Here is a 14,537-nt window from a genome sequence, read left to right on the forward strand (position 1 = left end):
GCTTTATTTTATTTAATATTTGTCGAAAAATAGAGGGATTTGTTAAGTGTGTGTATAATGAATATTGTATAGATTACATATAAAGGAGATTATTATGGGAGTGTATTGGGGAACGAAAAGACATTCTTGGCTTAGTTATGTCTCGTTTTGGTTAAGTATTTTATTCTTTGCTGCTTTTGTAATTGAAGTGTTTATATTTAAAACACTTTCAAATAGTTCATTACAAATCATTAAATATTTTTATTTTATATTTGTCCCATTAAATATCATTCTTAGTTTGAGATTATTATCTAAGAAGAATGAAAAGAAAATATTACCGATTTTTAGTTTAATTGTCTCACTATTATTTGTCAGTTTAATTATAGTATTAGCATTAGTAGCCACAGGAAAAGTCTTTTGAGGAGAGTGATATAAATCACTCTTCTTTTGTGTGAAATTTTTAGATTTATAAGTAGTGTGAAGGAAATAAGGAAAGTGATAAGTTATCAGTAAAGGGACGTACTAGTGAGTAGAAAATGAATCAAAAATACTATATGTTTTGTATGTGTTTATAAAGCAAATGAATGCGGTAAGATTCGTGAAATATGGTACAATAAACATGGATAGTGATAGAGATAAAGGGTATATAAAATACTCATCGTTTTTTAGTAAGAGAGGGGTTATCTTATGCTATACGAGGATTTGATGACATTATTCCAAGCTGCTCCGATAGAATTGGATAGAGGCGGCTGGAAATATATAATCCAGGAACAAAATGATAATTATGAAATTGTTGATGAAATGTTAAAAAAGCAAATGAATGTTGAATTGTATTTTAATGAATATGATGAGGTGAAAATCACTTTATATAAAGATGGAAGCCCCATTACTACAATGCAAAGAATTGCTATTTCAAAAGTTGAGTTAGATGAAGAGGAAGAAGGCATTCAATTCGTATTAGAACGTATGCCAAGTCGAATGATTCGTTTGCAATTAAAGCCATATCTTGCAGTAGAAATGGGGCCGTATTGGGAAGTATGTGAAGAGTGTGAATGAACATGAAAAAGCATCCGTATAAACGGATGCTTTTTCATGTTTTTTGAAGTTGTTTAAAAGCAATAATCGGTAGTAAAATGATGCTTACCCAACCGATAATCGGATATAGAATATGAAGCAATTGGCTATATCCGATGTAACTAAAGCAATAACTAATTAGTAATATGAAGTAAATAATGTTATGACTTTTCCATCCTGTAATGGATTGCATTTGTTTTGTCATTCCGAATATATTCCCAACTAATGTTGTGAACACTTCACCAAAAATGATAAGAACAAAGAAAAAGTGGAAAGTGGCATTAAATCTTCTTACAACTTCAGCCATTGGGATGTTGTATTGATAAAATTGTTCAACTGATAATATTGCTAAATGGCTACATAATAAAATGAAGCAAAGCCCTGCGCCTCCTAAAATACCACCCCATAAAATAGCTTTTCGGTCTTTTACTTCACTGGCTAATGGGACGAGAACACTTTGGGCGAGTGAAAGATTTAATGCAACATATGTAATCGGGCTAGTAATCCATTTCATATTCCAACTTTCTGTAGGAACGGTGTTAATAAGAGGAGTTGTACCATGAATAAAGGTTGTGATAGCGAGTCCAATAATAAAGATCATCATTATAGGTACGACAAGTGTATTTACTTCAAAAACACCTTGTAATCCCCGGCTCCCAATAATGAGACAGGCGATGACTGTGATGAAAATACCAAGTTGTCTCGGGAGGCGGAGTTGTTCTTCAAATACTGCACCGGCCCCTGATAACATAACGCTTGTTACACCAAATAATACGAGTAATAGTAATGTGTTTACGACATTTCCAAATACATCCCCAAATAAATATTTGTTAAATTCTTGAGCTGAAAATGCCCCTATTTGTGATGAAAGTAACATCATCTTTGTGCCGAGCCAAATAAAAAAAAATCCACTTATACATATGCCGATGGTTCCGTAAAATCCGTTCACTGTAAAAAATTCAACAATTTCTCGCCCAGTAGCAAATCCAGCTCCAACGACAGTTCCGATATAAGTAGCAGCGACTTTCTTTGCTACTTGCCATTGTTGATTGTCCATGTTATCCCTCTTTCTTCTATGATGAGCTTGACTTACTATTATGCATATGTGTGAGCTTGGACAATTAGACATATGAAGTAGTTGAAAGAATACATGAATTATATGATATTAGGGAAATATTAAGGTTGTTAAAACTTTGTTACATATAAGCTGTTCATTCAAAAAAACAGGAAATGTATGGTAAAATGTAATTGGGTTATTAAAAGATAATAATTATAAAAATGCTAAGAGGAGTGGATTGTATGAGTACGAAAACAAATGTTGTTGAAGTATTAAACAAGCAGGTAGCAAACTGGAATGTGTTATATGTGAAACTGCATAATTATCACTGGTATGTGACAGGACCACACTTCTTTACATTACATGAGAAATTTGAAGAGTTTTATAATGAAGCAGGGACTTACATTGATGAGCTAGCAGAACGTATTTTAGCGCTAGAAGGAAAACCGTTAGCGACAATGAAAGAATATCTAGCAACTTCTACTGTGAGTGAAGGGACAAGCGAAGAGCCTGCAGAAGAAATGGTACAAACTTTAGTAAATGATTTTTCTGCACTCATTCAAGAATTGAAAGAAGGTATGGAAGTAGCGGATGAAGCTGGTGATGAAACATCTGCTGATATGCTATTAGCAATTCATACGACATTAGAACAACATGTGTGGATGTTAAGTGCATTCTTAAAATAAACATAAATGGATTAAAGAAAAACTCTATTGAAAAATTCTTTCAATAGAGTTTTTTATGATTTTTCAGTTTCCTTTTATGCTATAATATAGTAAAAAGGAGGCGATGGGATGTTTCGCTTTTTCAGAACTGGAAAAGAAGAGCGGGAAATTACGAAAGACGAATTAGAACAAGCGATGGCTAAGTTTCTAGAAACGAATGCTAATATCGTTTATACAGTATTAGTAAATGATGATTACACAGTAAATTATGATTTATTAAAGCCCTATTTACCTGCATTTCCAACCAACTTTTTTCTTATTACGAAGGAAACGCTTGAGGTATTTGAGCATACAGAAGAAAATTTAAACCTAGTTAAAGAAATTGATGTCGTACAAAAGGCCGTTGATCAATATGTAACAGAAAAAGAAATGTTCCCAATTGTTGAAGGTAGCGAAGATCGCCTCATATGTGGAATGAAGCTAGGACCATATTTAAATCGTATATTAAAAAGAGATTTATATATTTCAGAAAAGCATTATTTAGTTTCAAGTAAACCAGATAAGAAAAAAAAGAATACCGGATAGATGTTATGAGAACAACAATAATATATTGTTGTCTTTTTTTTGTTTTTTTAAAACATTGATTTTTCAGTCTATTTAATTTTATACTATAACTAGTGGATAGGAAGGAGTGGTGTATTATGCGTATACATACATTAATTATTAAATATCATTCTGAGAATCAGGTATTGTTAAGTTGAATTGTAGAATTTTACTACTTATACCGTGACCCTAGAATGATAGGATGATTGGAGAAAAAATTATTATAAAAGGTTACGGGGGATTTCTATATGAAAAATAGTATGACTTATATTCAATTATTAAATGAAACGCTAGATTGTTATGCAAAAAAAGGAAGTTTTGAAGCGTACACTTATATAATGGAGCATGCTAAAGGTGTAGTGGGTAATGAAGCACAAATATATAACTTTAAATATGCGCTAGCAAGTGCAGCAGGACTTGAAGAAGAAGCGTTGCATTTAATGAAGAAAGCAATTATAGAAAATGAGTTTTGGTACGGAAGTGAGTATTTAATTTCCGATGATGATTTAAAACCATTACATAAATTTGAAGAGTTTCATAGAATGGTTCAATTATGTAAAGAAAGAGAAGAATTAGCAAAGAAATCGGAACAAGCAGACGTGAAATATAAATACAGCAAACAAAATGAAAATCTATTAATAACAATGCATGGGGATCAAGAAAATATAAAAATAGTAGAACCTTATTGGCATTCAGCTTTGGAACAAGATTATATGTTAATGTTGCCTCAATCGTCTCAAACTCAATTTTCAGATGGATATGTTTGGGATAATGTCGAAAGAGGAAGAGAAGAGTTAAAAGGACATTACAATAAGATTATGTTGAGTAATACATTTGAAAACATTATCATTGGTGGATTTTCTGCTGGGGCAAGAGTAGCGTTACACTCCATTTCGCAAGGTGAAATAAAAGTGAACGGTTTTATTTTTGTGGCACCGTGGCTCCCGGAAATTGAAGAATGGGAAGACATGTTTGGAATATTACATGATAAAAGCATAAAAGGATATATAATATGCGGGGATCAAGATGAAGATTGTTTTGAAGGTACGCAGCAACTTGTACAGTTATTAAAGGATAAAAATATAGAACATAAGTATAAAGTTGTGCCTAACTTAAATCATGATTATCCTGAGAATTTTGAGGAGTTATTAAAAGAAGCTATTGAATATATAGGAAGCAAAAACAATTGATTGGTAGTAAGAAAGGGAGATGCATCATATGTGATGCATCTCCTTTTCGTTATTATAAATTAAAAGCGTCTGCCAATAGGCGATAAGAGTTTAATTTATCTTCAAATTGATGAGTGATTGTGACAATCATAAATTCTTCAGCATTGTATGCTTTGCTTAAGTTTAATATTTTTTCTTTTACAGAAGACGGATCGCCGACGATCATACGTTGACGATTTTCTTTAATACGAAATAGGTCATAAGCACTATACGAATAATTTTGAGCAGTTTCGATAGAAGGGGTTCCAGTAGTCCGTTTTCCTTGTTCTAATAGTAAAATCGATAAATCAAGGCTTGATGCTATATTCTCCGCTTCTTCGTTTGTTTCTCCGCAAATAACAAAAATAGAGACGATTGATTTTGGTTTATCACCTAAATAGGAAGGTTGGAATTGCTCTTGATAAGCCTTCGTTACTTCAGGGCCACCGTATCCGTTAATGAACTGTGCAAATGCAAAAGAAGCGCCTTGCTTTGCGGCAATCATTGCACTTTCCCCGCTAGAACCAAGCATCCACATTTCAGGAGATGTTGTGATAACTGGAGTAGCCTTTAAATTTGCATAATGATGGTTTTCTGGTACTTGATCATGTAAGTACATAGCAACATCTGCAATTTGTTCTGGATATTGATCAAGTGAGACCATTTTCCCTTCTTGAAGTGCGCGAGTTGCTATTGGCATACCACCAGGCGCTCTACCAACACCAAGGTCAATACGGTTTGGATAAAGTGCCTCTAAAACGCGGAAATTCTCGGCAACCTTATATGGACTATAGTGTGGCAACATAACACCACCCGAACCAACTCTAATACGATTCGTTTTTGCTGCAATATGTGAAATGAGTATTTCTGGACTTGAGCCTGCTAGGCTTACAGAATTATGGTGCTCGGATACCCAAAAACGTGTAAATCTTAGTTTTTCAACTTCTTGTGCAAGTGTTACTGTATGTGAAAAAGCTTCAGCTGCTGTGCTGCCATCAGAAATAGGTGATTGGTCTAATACACTTAATTTGATCATAGAATATACCTCTCAATCTTAATGTACATTCTATTATATATTTACTTACGAAAAATGCGTAGTGAAATGCTCACACAAAAAAGAGGATGATAATATAGCCACTTTTAACGAGAAAATCCTCGTTCATAATGATTCATTTCGACTAAGTTTAATATATATTCGTAGTTATCAATCTCAAGTTTTATTTGTTCACGTTCTTTTTCAGATAATTTCATATTACTAAGTTTTTTGCAGAGGTGTTGTTTCTTTAATTCTAGATGTTTTTTTGTAGCGTGGTAATCATAAGTCTGTTTCATTTTCAACCACTCCTTCGTTGCAGTTGCTATATTATACGAAGCATGAAGAGATGTGAGAGTTATACCTTATGTACTTTTAGTGAATATTCCAATTGCTATGGCGTTATGTTTAAGGGGATTTATGAATAAAATGCACTAAACCACTAATGCCCATAAAAGCCCGATTGGTTCAACTAATAATCAGTGGGTATGAACAAACCCAATGATTATAGCTTCACTTTATGAAGTAAGGGGTGGAATTGTGCAGAAAGATATAATGTATAACAGTGAGATGGATGAAACGTTAAAAGTTATAGATAAGGGATTGAAGAAGGCGAAAAGTCCGAAACAAATTATTGTAGTAGGGGCTGGTATGGCTGGGTTGGTTTCGGCATCTTTACTGAAGGCCGCAGGACATGAAGTGAAGATTTTTGAAGCAAATAATCGTGTAGGTGGTCGTATAGAGACGGTTAGAATGGAAGATACCGGATTATACTTAGATGTCGGGGCGATGAGAATTCCGTATTCACATAAGCTAACAATGGCATATATAAAAAAATTTGGACTACAGGTTAGCCCTTTTATTAATAGAAATGACACAGATATTATTTATGCCAATGGCCGAAAAACGACATTGAAACAATACGAAAAAGACCCGAGTATTTTAAGATATCCTGTCGAGATGAATGAAGTCGGGAAAACGTCTGAGGAACTATTATTGTTAGCGGTACAGCCCATTATAAATTTTATAAAAAAGAACCCAGAGAAGAATTGGGATATTGTAGTAAAGGATTTTGGGAGGTACTCTACAGGGCAATTTTTAAAGTATCATCCTTATCAATATAATACGTATTTTTCCCCGGTAACAATTGAGATGATCGGTGTTCTATTAGACTTAGAAGGCTTTTTGGAAAGATCTTTTGCTGAGACGTTACGTTTTTTATACATTATGCAAGAAGAAAGTGGATTTTGCGAAATAGTAGGTGGAAACGATAGATTACCAAAGTCTTTTTTACCACAATTAGAAGAAAATATTATATATAATCAAAAATTAATGAAGCTTCATCAACAAGCTAATGGCGTAACAGCCTATTATCGAAATGAGGAAACTTTTGAATATAGTAGTATTACAGGGGATTTAGTTATTGTGACGATTCCATTTTCGACAATGCGTTTTGTGGAAGTAGATCCATTTGATTCTATATCTCATGCGAAATGGAAAGCAATTCGTGAATTACATTATATGCCGGCCACAAAAATAGGGATTCAGTTTAAAAGTCGTTTTTGGGAGGAACAAGGGCAATTAGGCGGCAGAATTATAACGGATTTGCCGATTCGTTACGCCTATTATCCAAGTCATGGAATTGGAGAGAAAGGACCTGCTATGATGTTAGGAAGCTATACATGGTCTTATGATGCGTTACTATGGGATGGGGTATCGAAGGGTGATCGTATTTATTACACATTACACAACCTAGCAACGATATTAGGTGGTCAAGTATATGATGAGTTCATGTCTGGAATATCAAAAAGTTGGACAATGGATCCATATGCGCTTGGAGGATTTGCCCTTTTTCAAGCCGGTCAAGAATCTGAGCTACAACCAGCGATTGTAAAGCCAGAGGGGAGAATATTCTTCGCTGGAGATCACACAACGTTATATCACGGATGGATTCAAGGTGCGATTGAATCAGGAGTTCGTGTAGCGATGGAAGTGAATGAATAAAAAAAATAAAATTCGGAAATTTCTTTACTATATAACTTGAGATGGATATTATTATATATAAAAGAATTATAGGGAGTGTTTACAGTGAATCCGTTATTATTCGATTTTCCTTCTGAATTTTATACTGACAGGCTTTTTATTCGAATGCCAAAACCAGGTGATGGTAAAGTTCTATATGACGCAATTCAAGCTTCAATACAAGAATTAAAACCTTGGATGGTTTTTGCACAGAAAGAGCAAACAGGGGAAGAAATAGAAGAGAGTATTAGAAAATCGCATATTCAATTTTTGCAGCGTGAGGATTTGAGATTACTAGCTTTTTCGAAAGAAACAGGTGAATTTATTGCATCTGCCGGATTACATCGTATTAATTGGGATATACCTCAATTTGAAATCGGGTATTGGATTGATTCAAGGTTTAGTGGAAAGGGCTATATGGTAGAGGCTGCAAAAGGTATAACAGATTATGCTTTCACTGAACTGAAAGCAAACCGTGTAGAAATTCGATGCGATTCTCTAAATAAGAAGAGTAGGGCGATACCTGAGAAATTAGGCTTTAAATTAGAGGGGACTTTAGAAAGTGCGAGTGTAGCGGTGGATGGAAATGGATTAAGGGATATGTGTGTATTTGCAATGACGAGAAATACATATGAAAAAGAAGAGCTGTAAAGAAACAGCTCTTCTTTTTGTGTATTATGGTACAGGATGTCCATTAGAGCTTTCGAAAATTGTAAACCATTGTTGGCGGTCTAAGTTAACTTTTGTAGCAAGAGCGGCTGTTTTTACACGATCTAATTTACCAGAGCCAACGATTGGCATCATGTTAGCTGGATGAGCAAGTAACCATGCATACATAACAGTATCGATGCTAGTAACACCTAGTTCAGTAGCAACTTTTTGTAAAGTTTCACGTACACGTATGGCACGTTCTGATTGACCAGTAAAGATTTCACCACCAGCAAGAGGTGACCAAATCATTGGTTTGATTCGTTTTTCTTGGCATAAATCAATCGTACCTTTTTCAAAATGCTCAAGCTGCATCGCAGATACTTCAATTTGATTTGTAATGAGCGGGAAATCTAGATACGAACTTAACATATTAAACTGTGAAGGGATAAAGTTAGAGACACCGAAGTGACGAACTTTGCCTTCTTGCTTTAAGCGTGAGAACGCTTCTGCTACTTCATTTGGATCCATAAATGGATCAGGGCGATGGATGAGCAATACATCAATATAATCTGTATGTAAGTTTTGTAATGAATCCTCCGCGCTTTTTATAATATGTTCGGCACTCGTATTGTAGTGAGCAACATATCGCTCTGGAAATTTTGGTGATGGGGGAGCGATTCCACATTTTGTGATAATTTGCATGTTTTCGCGTAAGGAAGGCTTGAGTTGTAATGCTTCTCCAAACAATCCTTCACACGTATAACCGCCATAAATATCAGCGTGATCGAAAGTAGTAATTCCCATATCCATACAAGCTTCAATGAAAGAAAGTAACTCTTGCTTTGTCATATTCCATTCTGCTAAACGCCAAAAACCTTGAATAATACGAGAAAATTCTAGCGTTTCGGCCATTTGAACTCGTTCCATTATATGTACCCCCTTGATGAATGAATAATATTTTGAAAAGGCTTTCTTGCTACATACTATTATATAGTTACCCGGTTGTACATACAATAAATATGTTTTGCTACAAAAACGATTTTCTCTATATGCTATAATGAAGGAACATAGAGCTATAAGGAGATGTAAGGGATGATTCCAGTAACAATATTAACTGGTTTTCTTGGATCAGGGAAAACGACTTTATTAAATCGTATTTTATCAGAAAATCACGGTAAGAAATTAGCGGTAATTGTAAATGAAATCGGGCAAATTGGTATTGATAATCAATTGATTATGAATGTTGAAGAAGAAATTATGGAAATGACAAACGGTTGTTTATGTTGTACTGTACGTGAAGATTTACTCGTTGCTTTAAAACAATTACTGGATGTAAAAGCAGAGGGGGAAATGGATTTTGATGGTTTAGTAATTGAAACGACCGGTCTTGCGAACCCAGGTCCGATTATTCAAACGTTCTTTTTAGATCCAGTTATTCAATCTGCATACCAAATTAACGGCGTTGTAACAGTAGTAGATAGTTATCATATACATAAACATTTTGAAAAGGGACTAGAAGCAAAAGAACAAATTGCATTTGCTGATGTCGTTTTAGTAAATAAATTAGATATAATAGACGAGAGTGAAAAGGAAAGTCTCTTGCATGAACTGCAAGGAATTAATCCAACTGCAAAATTAATCGAGACGACTAACTGTGAGGTAGATATACCATCGTTACTACAAATTCAAACGTTTAAAACGAAAGATACGTTACAAATTTACCCTCATAAAGAACATAACCATTTAGAAGGTGTAAAATCTTTTGTACTTCGTGAAGAGCGTCCGTTAGATTTACAAAAACTGAATGAGTGGATGTCAGCTGTCGTTCAAGAGCTAGGGGAGTATTTATATCGTTACAAAGGAATTTTATCTATTGATGGAGTAGATAAACGTATCGTTTTCCAAGGTGTGCATACACTGTTTGCCGCTTCGTACGATAGAGAGTGGCAAGAGGGCGAAGAGCGAGTAAGTGAAGTAGTGTTTATCGGAAAAAATATTAATAAAGAATGGTTCCAAGAACATTTCCAAGAGTGTGTGAAATAAGTCTGCGTATATTGCAGGCTTTTTTTTGTTTACTAAAATTGGAATTTGTATTAAAATAATCTGAAAATACTAAACGTTTAGTATTTTTTTAGGGTAGGGGGAGAAAAGGTGCGTTTAATGATTCTTGGATTGCTTACTAAAAGAGAGTCGCTATCTGGTTATGAAATACAGCAGGCGCTAAATATGGTGCAAAGTAATAAATGGGCGGAAGTTTTCCCAGCTTCTATTTATCACGCATTAAAAAAAATGGAAAATGAAAATTTCATTCAAGTTAAAGCAATTGAAATGACCGGAAAACGGTCGAAAACGATATATTGTATTACAGAAAAGGGAAGTCAAGAATTTAAAAGGTTATTAAAAGAGTCGTTTCAAAAAACTTCAGTTATGTTTCCGAAACATCTATATACAGCGTTAACATTTCTGTCAGAAGAAGAGAGTATGAGAGAGGAGATTTTAGAAGCTTTAGAAGAGCAGAAAAGTGAAATACGATCTACTTATGAAGAGATGAGGAAAGGAGAAAGACTAAAAGATAACGCGCCAGCGTATGTGAAACTAATTTTCGAAAATATGTATGAACAATGTGAGATGCAACTTCGATTTATTCATAGGTTAGAGAAACTATTAAAAAACTAAAAATGTGGTGGGAAGAATATGAAAATCGATCATCTTGTTATAAATGTAAATAAAGAGATGCAAGAAAATAAGGAAACGATTAAAAATGTACATTCTATCGGGCTTCCATATGTTCCAAAATGGGGAAAGGGAACGAAAGGGTTTAAAGTATCTAACATATGGATTGGAAAAGAATATTTAGAATTAGTAAGAGTAAAAACAAAAGATGGGGGTGGTTGGGTACAAGAGTGGGTTCAGAAATATTATGCTGGCCATAGAGGACTCATCGGATTGGCAATTGATGTTGAAAATATAGATAAAGTGTATGAAAAAATGATAGAAGCTGGAATTGAAATTACAAAACCAGAATCATTACAATATAAGTGGTTTTTTAATTTATTTAAGAAAACTATGCCGTGGAAAAATGCATACATACAGCCGATGAAGGGGATGCCGTTTCAATTCTTTCTACAACAAATGGACGATCAAAAGAGCAGAGAATATATGGAGAAATATATGTATCCAAATAGTTTGGAACAGGGAATTACAGGAATAGATACGGTGAAATTATATGGAGAAATAACAAATGAAGATAGAGACATTATTAGTTGTTTATTTTCAGATGTTACAAATGAGGAAGAAGAATTAGTAATACGTTTAAACAATCAAATGATTCATCTAATTCAATCGGATGAGCATTTTACGGAGATAATACTAGATTGTAAAAGCGAAGCACATAGGGAGAAAAAATTAAATATAGAAAATGTGACATTAATAAATAAATAATAAAAAGCCTGTTTTCACAGGCTTGTATTTTCATCTATTAGTAACTCCATTACAACACCTACAACTGGACCTTCGTCATCAATATCCCCGTTTAAACGGAAGCCAAATGACTCATATAGTCCCATTGCGTGCTTGTTGTCTGGATGTAAACTTAAATAAATTATTTTACATTCAAATTTTTGTTGTAAATATTGGATTAATAAACGAAGGAAACGTTTTGCATATCCTTTTCCTTGAAAATGCTGATCAATCATAAAACGATCTAACCATACGCTTTCATGCTTTTGGGAATACCAACCGTACATTGCGTATCCAACGAGTGTTTCTTTGTCATATAAGCCTACTGACGTTCCGTTTTCTTCATATAATGATTCTGCTAAAGAAAACGCATTGCTTTCAATAAATTGCTGCTGGTCTTTTGCTACGTCTAAAGCAGCAACTGAACGCCAATTATTTGCTGTTACTTCACAAATGTGAAGATTCATAGTTCCAACTCACCTTCTAAATTATTATAGCTTAAAAGCTAATATGGATAATTTTACTTGTTATTTCGGTCAAGTCAAGGGTAAATACATAAAAAGGCAGCTGAATGACATATTCAGCTGCCTAGAAAATATAGTTGATTAGTTTGTTGCTTCTTTTAAAGTATTCACGTTTTCTTCCATTAAAGTAAAGTAATCTTTATTGTTCTTAGCATCATCTTCAGAAATAGTAGCAAGGTGATTTAACCGTAAAATTTTTGTGCCAGTTTCTTGTTGAATCACTGATGCTACTTTTGGAGTGGAGAATGTTTCAAATAAAATATATTTTAGACCGTGCTCTTTTACTGTTTTTGTAATGTCAGCCAGCTGTTTTTGAGACGGTTCATCAGATGCTGAAATTCCAGCGATTGGGATTTGTTTTAAACCGTATCGTTGTTCCCAGTAGCCATAAGCTGCGTGTGAAACTAATATTTCTTTCGTTTTTGCATTTGCAACAACAGCCTTAAATTGATCGTCTAGATCAGTAAATTTTGTTTGTAGTGCTGCGAAGTTTTTTTCGAACTCTTTTTTATGTTCAGGTTGTAATTCTACAAGTGCATTTTTAATTTTTTCTGCTTGTTTCATCGCCAGAGTAGGATCTATCCAAACGTGTGGGTCTTTATCATGGTGATGTTCATCTTCTTTATGACCGTCTCCATGATCGTGATGCTCTTCTTCAGATGAAGCACGAAGTTCGATATCTTTAGATGCATTTACAACTTTTACATTTTCTTTTTTTAATGATTTTTCCATTTTTTCGGCAAATGGTTCTAATTCTGCACCGTTATAAACGAATAAATCGGCTTTTGCGATTTGTACAGTCTGTTTTTGACTTGGTTCAAATGTATGAGAATCCGCACCAGGTGGGTAAATTGCTTCTACATTTACATAATCACCACCGATTTTTTTTGCGAAATCAGCAAGTGGGAAAATGGTTGTATAAACAGTTAGTTTTCCATCTTTCTTGGCAGTATCTTCTTTTTTATTTGAGCAGCCAGTAAAAATTAAAGTGAAAATAAGTAAGAATGAAAATATAGTCAATCTTTTAGGCATGAAGTTCTCCTCTTTTCTTTTTTTACGGATATATCTTCCCCAATTATAGAAGAAAAATATCATTTTAATGCAAAACGGAATAATTACGTTTTAGCTTGCGAACCTAGTATAATACATCTTTATGAAAGTTGCAATAAATAATAATCATTACGATTTGATTTTGTTATAAATCTGTCAAAAAGAAAGGTATTAATTTTTATGATTGGTGCATATGTGACAATGTTACTTTCATATATTGGGAGGGAGCAGAAAAAAGGGGATGAGCGCTTGGGTTACATTATGGAGGCTATCTTTTTAATACTTGCGGTTGTTTTGCCGTTATCTTTTGTTTTAATTTTTTTAAGAAAACTAATAAGTAATTTAGGGGATGCTACAACAATTACGAAATTGCCAGTTGAAGAAAAAGAAAAGAAAAAGAAGTAAGTAAAGCACTATGCTTACGCATAGTACTTTACTTATGATAAAATGATAAAATGATAAAACGGAAACTCCTATTAGCGACTTTCAGCAAAAGGAGAGAAAAGTAAATAAAGAGGTATGTATATATATGAATGAACGAACAGCGTTAGTACTTGGTGCAAGTGGATTAGTTGGACAAGAAATAACGCGTCTATTACTTGACTCAGATTACTACGATTCGGTTACTATTTTTGTAAGGGAACCATTACAATTACAACATGAGAAATTACAGCAGAAACAGGTGGATTTTTCGGTATTAGAGGAATATAAAGAGTTTTTTGCAGTAGATGATGTATTTAGTTGTTTAGGAACAACGATTAAAAAAGCGAAGTCGAAGGCGAATTTTAAAAAAGTAGATTATGAATATACATTGCGAGCTGCCTGCTTAGCTGAAAAACAAGGCGTGCAAAATTTTCTTGTTATTTCATCAATGGGAGCGAATCCTAAATCATTCTTCTTTTACTCGCAAGTGAAGGGGAAAATGGAAGAGGAGCTGAAAAAGCTAGTTATTGGTGGCATACACATTTTTAGGCCTTCATTATTAGTAGGAAATCGACAAGAATATCGTTTTGGAGAAAGAATGGCTGAGAAATTAACGCGTATTCTTCCGTTTATATTTAAAGGAGCTTTTAAAAAGTACAAACCAATTTCAGCTAAAGGTGTGGCGAAAGGAATGTATATAACGGCGCTACGTGAGGAATCGGGTATTCATATTTATAATTCAAATGAAATTACAACGATAGAATAAATAAAACCGAGAAGAATGACTTC

General features: G+C 34.0%; 18 protein-coding genes. 12 read left to right on the forward strand and 6 right to left on the reverse strand.

Translation table 11 applies throughout. From position 1 onward, the window contains the following. Nucleotides 1–94: 94 nt before the first annotated feature. Nucleotides 95–400, forward strand: a complete 306-nt coding sequence (locus tag LUS72_RS09830) for a hypothetical protein (RefSeq protein ID WP_097829752.1) — start codon at nucleotides 95–97, stop codon at nucleotides 398–400. A gap of 266 nt (nucleotides 401–666) precedes the next feature. Continuing rightward, nucleotides 667–1,035 carry a DUF3979 family protein gene (locus LUS72_RS09835; protein ID WP_016129214.1) on the forward strand — a complete coding sequence of 123 codons (369 nt, stop codon included), beginning with the start codon at nucleotides 667–669 and terminating at the stop codon, nucleotides 1,033–1,035. Between the two features lie 34 nt (nucleotides 1,036–1,069). Here the strand turns inward: LUS72_RS09835 and LUS72_RS09840 are convergent, their stop codons facing one another. Next, complete coding sequence (locus LUS72_RS09840) at nucleotides 1,070–2,110, reverse strand: YkvI family membrane protein (RefSeq protein WP_002075563.1); 1,041 nt, start codon at nucleotides 2,108–2,110, stop codon at nucleotides 1,070–1,072. Nucleotides 2,111–2,352: 242 nt separating this feature from the next. Between LUS72_RS09840 and LUS72_RS09845 the strand changes: the two genes are divergently transcribed. The 3 genes from LUS72_RS09845 (at nucleotide 2,353) to LUS72_RS09855 (ending at nucleotide 4,568) form a co-directional block, all read left to right on the forward strand. Further along, nucleotides 2,353–2,796 (forward strand): Dps family protein, encoded by a 444-nt coding sequence (locus LUS72_RS09845; RefSeq protein ID WP_097829751.1) that lies wholly within the window; start codon nucleotides 2,353–2,355, stop codon nucleotides 2,794–2,796. Between the two features lie 108 nt (nucleotides 2,797–2,904). Next, entirely contained in the window at nucleotides 2,905–3,360 is a 456-nt protein-coding gene (locus tag LUS72_RS09850; RefSeq protein ID WP_097829750.1) for a DUF3939 domain-containing protein, read from the forward strand. 266 nt (nucleotides 3,361–3,626) lie between these two features. After that, nucleotides 3,627–4,568, forward strand: a complete 942-nt coding sequence (locus LUS72_RS09855; RefSeq protein ID WP_264448872.1) for an alpha/beta hydrolase — start codon at nucleotides 3,627–3,629, stop codon at nucleotides 4,566–4,568. Between the two features lie 52 nt (nucleotides 4,569–4,620). On the opposite strand, the gene LUS72_RS09860 is transcribed toward LUS72_RS09855, so the two are convergent. Together LUS72_RS09860 and LUS72_RS09865 are read right to left on the reverse strand one after the other, a co-directional pair. Beyond that, nucleotides 4,621–5,622 (reverse strand): LLM class flavin-dependent oxidoreductase, encoded by a 1,002-nt coding sequence (locus LUS72_RS09860; RefSeq protein WP_264448873.1) that lies wholly within the window; start codon nucleotides 5,620–5,622, stop codon nucleotides 4,621–4,623. 104 nt (nucleotides 5,623–5,726) lie between these two features. Next, on the reverse strand, nucleotides 5,727–5,918 hold the full coding sequence (locus LUS72_RS09865) for a DUF3896 family protein (protein ID WP_071769946.1): 192 nt from the start codon (nucleotides 5,916–5,918) through the stop codon (nucleotides 5,727–5,729). A gap of 241 nt (nucleotides 5,919–6,159) precedes the next feature. Between LUS72_RS09865 and LUS72_RS09870 the strand changes: the two genes are divergently transcribed. Further along, nucleotides 6,160–7,623 carry a flavin monoamine oxidase family protein gene (locus LUS72_RS09870; RefSeq protein ID WP_264448874.1) on the forward strand — a complete coding sequence of 488 codons (1,464 nt, stop codon included), beginning with the start codon at nucleotides 6,160–6,162 and terminating at the stop codon, nucleotides 7,621–7,623. Nucleotides 7,624–7,707: 84 nt separating this feature from the next. Beyond that, nucleotides 7,708–8,292 (forward strand): GNAT family N-acetyltransferase, encoded by a 585-nt coding sequence (locus tag LUS72_RS09875; RefSeq protein ID WP_264448875.1) that lies wholly within the window; start codon nucleotides 7,708–7,710, stop codon nucleotides 8,290–8,292. A 24-nt stretch (nucleotides 8,293–8,316) separates the two neighbouring features. Here LUS72_RS09875 and LUS72_RS09880 read toward each other — a convergent pair whose 3' ends face one another. After that, nucleotides 8,317–9,219, reverse strand: a complete 903-nt coding sequence (locus tag LUS72_RS09880; protein WP_264448876.1) for an aldo/keto reductase — start codon at nucleotides 9,217–9,219, stop codon at nucleotides 8,317–8,319. Nucleotides 9,220–9,384: 165 nt separating this feature from the next. Here LUS72_RS09880 and LUS72_RS09885 point away from each other — a divergent pair, with 165 nt between their 5' ends. From LUS72_RS09885 to LUS72_RS09895, 3 genes are all read left to right on the forward strand, one after another. Then, on the forward strand, nucleotides 9,385–10,335 hold the full coding sequence (locus LUS72_RS09885; RefSeq protein WP_097829745.1) for a CobW family GTP-binding protein: 951 nt from the start codon (nucleotides 9,385–9,387) through the stop codon (nucleotides 10,333–10,335). A 108-nt stretch (nucleotides 10,336–10,443) separates the two neighbouring features. Beyond that, the gene (locus LUS72_RS09890; protein ID WP_097829744.1) at nucleotides 10,444–10,968 is read left to right on the forward strand and encodes a PadR family transcriptional regulator; all 525 of its coding nucleotides are present in this window, start codon (nucleotides 10,444–10,446) and stop codon (nucleotides 10,966–10,968) included. Nucleotides 10,969–10,986: 18 nt separating this feature from the next. Further along, nucleotides 10,987–11,733, forward strand: a complete 747-nt coding sequence (locus LUS72_RS09895) for a VOC family protein (protein WP_264448877.1) — start codon at nucleotides 10,987–10,989, stop codon at nucleotides 11,731–11,733. 14 nt (nucleotides 11,734–11,747) lie between these two features. On the opposite strand, the gene LUS72_RS09900 is transcribed toward LUS72_RS09895, so the two are convergent. Continuing rightward, entirely contained in the window at nucleotides 11,748–12,218 is a 471-nt protein-coding gene (locus tag LUS72_RS09900; RefSeq protein ID WP_016104610.1) for a GNAT family N-acetyltransferase, read from the reverse strand. Nucleotides 12,219–12,356: 138 nt separating this feature from the next. Beyond that, nucleotides 12,357–13,307 carry a metal ABC transporter substrate-binding protein gene (locus LUS72_RS09905; RefSeq protein ID WP_097829741.1) on the reverse strand — a complete coding sequence of 317 codons (951 nt, stop codon included), beginning with the start codon at nucleotides 13,305–13,307 and terminating at the stop codon, nucleotides 12,357–12,359. 198 nt (nucleotides 13,308–13,505) lie between these two features. Here LUS72_RS09905 and LUS72_RS09910 point away from each other — a divergent pair, with 198 nt between their 5' ends. Both LUS72_RS09910 and LUS72_RS09915 read left to right on the forward strand, forming a co-directional pair. Then, complete coding sequence (locus LUS72_RS09910; protein ID WP_097829740.1) at nucleotides 13,506–13,730, forward strand: hypothetical protein; 225 nt, start codon at nucleotides 13,506–13,508, stop codon at nucleotides 13,728–13,730. Nucleotides 13,731–13,854: 124 nt separating this feature from the next. Beyond that, nucleotides 13,855–14,514, forward strand: coding sequence for an oxidoreductase (locus tag LUS72_RS09915; RefSeq protein WP_097829739.1), 660 nt, complete (start codon nucleotides 13,855–13,857; stop codon nucleotides 14,512–14,514). Nucleotides 14,515–14,537: the final 23 nt, after the last annotated feature.

The organism is Bacillus cereus, from assembly GCF_025917685.1.
Taxonomy (GTDB): Bacteria; Bacillota; Bacilli; order Bacillales; family Bacillaceae_G; genus Bacillus_A; species Bacillus_A cereus_AT.

Coding starts and splice junctions, on each gene's coding strand:
- LUS72_RS09830 (WP_097829752.1), top strand. CDS start 95: ATGGGAGTGTATTGGGGAACGAAAAGACATTCTTGGCTTAGTTATGTC.
- LUS72_RS09835 (WP_016129214.1), top strand. CDS start 667: ATGCTATACGAGGATTTGATGACATTATTCCAAGCTGCTCCGATAGAA.
- LUS72_RS09840 (WP_002075563.1), bottom strand. CDS start 2,110: ATGGACAATCAACAATGGCAAGTAGCAAAGAAAGTCGCTGCTACTTAT.
- LUS72_RS09845 (WP_097829751.1), top strand. CDS start 2,353: ATGAGTACGAAAACAAATGTTGTTGAAGTATTAAACAAGCAGGTAGCA.
- LUS72_RS09850 (WP_097829750.1), top strand. CDS start 2,905: ATGTTTCGCTTTTTCAGAACTGGAAAAGAAGAGCGGGAAATTACGAAA.
- LUS72_RS09855 (WP_264448872.1), top strand. CDS start 3,627: ATGAAAAATAGTATGACTTATATTCAATTATTAAATGAAACGCTAGAT.
- LUS72_RS09860 (WP_264448873.1), bottom strand. CDS start 5,622: ATGATCAAATTAAGTGTATTAGACCAATCACCTATTTCTGATGGCAGC.
- LUS72_RS09865 (WP_071769946.1), bottom strand. CDS start 5,918: ATGAAACAGACTTATGATTACCACGCTACAAAAAAACATCTAGAATTA.
- LUS72_RS09880 (WP_264448876.1), bottom strand. CDS start 9,219: ATGGAACGAGTTCAAATGGCCGAAACGCTAGAATTTTCTCGTATTATT.
- LUS72_RS09885 (WP_097829745.1), top strand. CDS start 9,385: ATGATTCCAGTAACAATATTAACTGGTTTTCTTGGATCAGGGAAAACG.
- LUS72_RS09895 (WP_264448877.1), top strand. CDS start 10,987: ATGAAAATCGATCATCTTGTTATAAATGTAAATAAAGAGATGCAAGAA.
- LUS72_RS09900 (WP_016104610.1), bottom strand. CDS start 12,218: ATGAATCTTCACATTTGTGAAGTAACAGCAAATAATTGGCGTTCAGTT.
- LUS72_RS09905 (WP_097829741.1), bottom strand. CDS start 13,307: ATGCCTAAAAGATTGACTATATTTTCATTCTTACTTATTTTCACTTTA.
- LUS72_RS09910 (WP_097829740.1), top strand. CDS start 13,506: ATGATTGGTGCATATGTGACAATGTTACTTTCATATATTGGGAGGGAG.
- LUS72_RS09915 (WP_097829739.1), top strand. CDS start 13,855: ATGAATGAACGAACAGCGTTAGTACTTGGTGCAAGTGGATTAGTTGGA.